The 4,197-nt window shown below is 37.0% G+C and carries 6 protein-coding genes; all 6 read right to left on the bottom strand.

The window, feature by feature from the left end; all coding sequences use genetic code 11:
• Positions 1-359 precede the first annotated feature (359 nt).
• Entirely contained in the window at positions 360-494 is a 135-nt protein-coding gene (locus HE1_RS09880) for a hypothetical protein (protein ID WP_278243026.1), read from the bottom strand.
• Positions 495-651: 157 nt separating this feature from the next.
• A complete protein-coding gene (locus tag HE1_RS08580) occupies positions 652-801 on the bottom strand; it encodes a hypothetical protein (RefSeq protein WP_162531143.1) in 150 nt (49 codons plus the stop codon).
• 325 nt (positions 802-1,126) lie between these two features.
• Positions 1,127-1,708 (bottom strand): F0F1 ATP synthase subunit delta, encoded by a 582-nt coding sequence (locus tag HE1_RS01005; RefSeq protein WP_006288233.1) that lies wholly within the window; start codon positions 1,706-1,708, stop codon positions 1,127-1,129.
• A 154-nt stretch (positions 1,709-1,862) separates the two neighbouring features.
• The gene (locus tag HE1_RS01000) at positions 1,863-3,314 is read right to left on the bottom strand and encodes a glutamate--tRNA ligase (RefSeq protein WP_084490834.1); all 1,452 of its coding nucleotides are present in this window, start codon (positions 3,312-3,314) and stop codon (positions 1,863-1,865) included.
• 115 nt (positions 3,315-3,429) lie between these two features.
• Positions 3,430-3,651 (bottom strand): hypothetical protein, encoded by a 222-nt coding sequence (locus HE1_RS09515; protein ID WP_035543634.1) that lies wholly within the window; start codon positions 3,649-3,651, stop codon positions 3,430-3,432.
• Positions 3,652-3,902: 251 nt separating this feature from the next.
• Positions 3,903-4,112 (bottom strand): helix-turn-helix domain-containing protein, encoded by a 210-nt coding sequence (locus tag HE1_RS00990; protein ID WP_084490833.1) that lies wholly within the window; start codon positions 4,110-4,112, stop codon positions 3,903-3,905.
• Between the last annotated feature and the right edge of the window lie 85 nt (positions 4,113-4,197).

Raw genomic sequence — 4,197 nt, 5'->3', positions numbered from 1 at the left:
GGTTTGGTAGAAAAAATGCAGTATACTATTGCAAAACTCTTTGGCAGAGACGAAAACTCGAGTATTGCGCACATGTTCATTCTTCGATGAGGTTCAAGTTAGGGCTGGGAGAGCAAATAATGCATCTCAATCCCCATTTCTTTCGCTACTTTTTGGGTGTCTTTGTTTGTAGGGACCTTGATCCGGTGAACGTTAGGCATCTTTCAGCTGATAAAAAAACGTCTTCAAAGTTTTTAAGGACACCACCCGTCAAATCTAAGGCTCCCATCGGGTTCATGCGTGTAGGCCGTCATGAGGGTGCCTGACAGGTGATTTTCGTTGCCATGGTGGCGTGCACGCCATCACCAAACAGGATGGATTCATTCTTCGGCGATTGTCATCACCGTTGAATAAAGGGCTTCCTGCTTGGCTGGAGCTGTCTTTGCAGGCCGCGCTTTTGGATTTTTAAATGAAAAATTATGGGCGCGTAGCCATGAGGTCTTGCCTTGAATCATCTAGGCAATGCCTCAAGAACATATCAATCACTTTCATATACGGTGTGGCTTTCCAAATGTGCGATAAGTTTTTCTGCTTGTGAAACATTCAGCTTGCTTACAGAGCTCTTGCTTTACACCATTAACTTTTGATCTTCCTTATACTCCTCTACGATCGTCAATCAAAAGAGCCTAAGCAATTTGACGAGCTCCATCCTTTATCGGATAGCAAAACATCCTTAATCCTATCTTCTACGCGTCGGTTCTTTTCTTGCCTATGCTGCGTTCTTAACGCAACACGAGCTTCTTCTGTTAGAAATATTTGCATAAGAAAAATTATTAACACATAACATCAAACTTTTAAACAATTTCATTCAGCATGAGTATATATTTTCATTTTTTAAACAAAACGCTCCTGAGAAATTAAATTTAACACTTGACTTTTCGGAAAAATCTAGTAGAAGAACAGCGCAATTGAATAATTTTTCAAACGCTCAAAAAAACTGTTAACGTCACTACATGGCGGTTTAAAAGAAGAAAATTCGAGAGTTCTGATTAAGCCACTATTAAAGGCAAAAATATAAAAAAATATAAAATTTTTTCAATCTTTTTTATAGGTATCTTAAACTAAAACCAACGCAATGTTACTCTATTTAAAAAAAAGATTTTGGAAGCTCAAAATTCAAATCTTTTGCCATGGTGCGTTCTATAATACGCAATTTTGGAGCTAAGGAAAAATCGATAAGTATGTTACGCCATATAATCATGCTTCCTAAAATAAGGTCCACATTCATAAATTGATGAATGCGAACGTTCACGTGGTGGTGCACTTTAAACCATTCAACAAACCAAGAAATAACATGCTCTGGCAGAACAACAGCTGTTGTAACGTAAACGTTTTCTATTTCTTGCTTTCTATCTTCTAGGTAAGCCAATAAATCCCACAAAAAACTCATCCTATGTTCTTTGTAAAGAAGATAGAGCAATTTTTCTGTAACAGAGCTCCACGGACCAGTGCTTTTTCTACATTGTTCTAAAATACCTTCGCCAATCTGTTTCAAAGATGGAACGGCGCATAATAGTCTCCACAAAACCTGCTTTTCATGAAACCAAATTCTTACCGAAGCAAGTTCTTCAATCACCGTATCCAATAAAGGTTGAGACGCACCAAGCAAAACCTCCCCATATCGTCGACAAACTTTGGAAAAAAATCTCGGTTTTGCAAAATGATTCATCTGGTCTTTAACGTAAATATTTTACCGCAAAATTTTACCACAACTTTCCTTAATTTACTAGGCCATACAGAAAAAATTTAACAAAACAAAAAGTATACTTTCCTTCACTTTAGAAATAAGACTATTACACTTTTTTTATTTCACTTTTTTTATTTTAAAATTTACGCTCTGTTTTTTCTAAGATCTCTCTAGAAAATGATTTTAACCTATGCTCAATACAAAGGCCCCCTATTAAAGGAAAAATTTGAATCATAGGGGGGCCTTTGGCTTTTCCTGTTAGAATCCAACGCAAAGAGTTACAAACCTCAAACGATTTAACGGAAAATTGCTGTGCAAGAAGTTTCGTCCAATTTTTCCATAATTCCTTCCAACATATTTCTTGCTGAGCAGAGGCAATGGGGTTAAAAACCTGGTTCCATTGAAATAATGCAGCTTCTAAATACAAAGGATTTTGAAGCAAATTTTCCCAAGAATTTTCCGTATTTCCCTGTTTAGCATGCCAGTGCGGACCAAAAACTTTATCCCAAGCTTGAATATCCAAAAAAGAATAAATATTTGGAGCAATACACTGCCAATGCGCTTTTGTCAAATTTTTACAAGGGAAATCAAGTAAATAAGGCTGGAGAGATTCCCAAGATAGCGCGGAAAAATAATGATTGGATGCGCTCCAAATGGTTTCAAGGTCAAAGCGAACCTGGGAAGCTTTTGAATAAGAATCCCAAGAGAAATTTGATACTCTTTCTTCAAAAGTCTTTGTTAATTCAGAATTCTCACAAGATAAATTTAGCAGAACTTGACAAATACTTTCAGGAAATATTCCGGCAGCTCTCCAATCTTGGATTCCGCTTCCTTTTTCACGCTTTGAAAATTTTTCTCCGGTGTGCTGTTGTAAAAGAGGTAAATGAATAAACGTAGGACATTCTTTTTTCAGCGCTTCAAATATTTGACACTGGATGGCTGTATTCACATAATGATCCATTCCGCGAATTACATGGGTTATTGGATATTGGGGATCTTGATCATCTAGTACACTGGTCAGCAGATAGCTTAAGCTTCTGTCTTCTCGAATCACAATAGGGTCACTGATGTGAGAAGTGTCATAATGACACTCTCCTTGCAAGGCATCGTTCCAAAAGATTTTTTCTTTTCTAAGGGAAAAGCGCCAATGTTTTGGACGAGTATTGTCAATTCGACGATTTTCTTTATCAAAAACAGGAGCGTGATGATTTAAGCGAAGACTAGCTCTTTGCGCTTCTAATTCTTGAGCAGTCTCGCAACACGGATATAAATACCCGTTATGTTTCAGAGATTCGATATAAGGAGTATAAAACTCTTCCCTGTCTGATTGAGAAAAAGAAACATCCCAATCTATCCCTAGCCACTGAAGATCTTTTTTCAAAGATTCAGTATAAAAAGGTTTAGAACGCTCTTTATCTGTATCATCAATGCGTAAAATAAAAGTCCCTCCATGTTTTCGAGCAAAAACCCAGTTAAATAACGCAATCCTGGCATTTCCTAAATGCAAAAACCCTGTAGGACTTGGCGCAAACCTTACTATAGGGGAAAATTTCATAAAAACTTCAAACTCCATCATTGCGCTTATCATAAACGTTGGTTTGGCTTTTCGTCAAGTCTAAAGAAGAAAGCGTGGACGTATATTATAAAAACAGTTCAAATTGAACTTAAATTTTTATACTTTTTTCATTCAAAAGAAGAGACCTTTAACCAAAGATAGCATGATTAATTTTCGAGGTTTTATTAACGTGAAGTACAGCAAAAATAAGCAGTGTTACCTCCATTTCAAGAGCATCTTGTGTTTGCAAGGAGGGGCGAAATCTTGCAAACCAATAGCGGTGTGGAGCATTATTTTGTTCAATGGAAAACGTTTTATCTTTTTCCTGAAAGAGTCGGGGGCTTGGAATAATTTTATTAAAACCTTCCAAAGGATCTTTGCAATAAAATAAAATTTTCCGTTTCTTTAATCGTTCAAAAAGTCGTTTGAAAGTTTGAATTGAGAGATCACCAAATTCCCAATCGATGAGCCGTTTTCCAGAACGATCATAGGATTTAGAAATTCAAGCTTTAGAAATCCAAACTTTTTGCTTCTTTTTTTTTAATAATACCAAAACTCATCCACTTCCTTGACGCTACCGTTGTCTTCTGGGGGGGGCTCAATTTTGGCGCATAGCTTTGATTATAAGGTGCCCGCCCTCTTCAAAACAGCGCTCGCGCTGACACCAAAACGCTGAGCAATTCGGTTCATTGAAAAGCCGCTTGCGTATAAAGCGAGGGCTTTGAGCTTGTCTTTCTCGGGCACACCTCGTGAAATTTTTTCCACATTTTTTACATGTGTACCGCTGCCCCCCTCGAACAAAACCGCTTTTAAAGTAATCAGAACATTCACAAAATTTACATATAATCATTTTTAGAGACTTTTAAAAGACAAGTTTTTCCAATTCTAACAAAAAAGATCTTTAGTTAAAAGCTTC

Origin of the sequence: Holospora elegans E1 (genome assembly GCF_000648275.1) — a bacterium.
Taxonomy (GTDB): domain Bacteria; phylum Pseudomonadota; class Alphaproteobacteria; order Holosporales; family Holosporaceae; genus Holospora; species Holospora undulata_A.
The sequence above is the reverse complement of the archived record's forward strand: the minus strand, read 5'-3'. Positions and strand labels throughout refer to the sequence as shown.

Excerpts from the sequence above, each read along its gene's own strand:
- HE1_RS09880 (WP_278243026.1), bottom strand. The coding sequence starts at position 494 with ATGATTCAAGGCAAGACCTCATGGCTACGCGCCCATAATTTTTCATTT.
- HE1_RS08580 (WP_162531143.1), bottom strand. The coding sequence starts at position 801 with ATGCAAATATTTCTAACAGAAGAAGCTCGTGTTGCGTTAAGAACGCAG.
- HE1_RS01005 (WP_006288233.1), bottom strand. The coding sequence starts at position 1,708 with ATGAATCATTTTGCAAAACCGAGATTTTTTTCCAAAGTTTGTCGACGA.
- HE1_RS01000 (WP_084490834.1), bottom strand. The coding sequence starts at position 3,314 with ATGATAAGCGCAATGATGGAGTTTGAAGTTTTTATGAAATTTTCCCCT.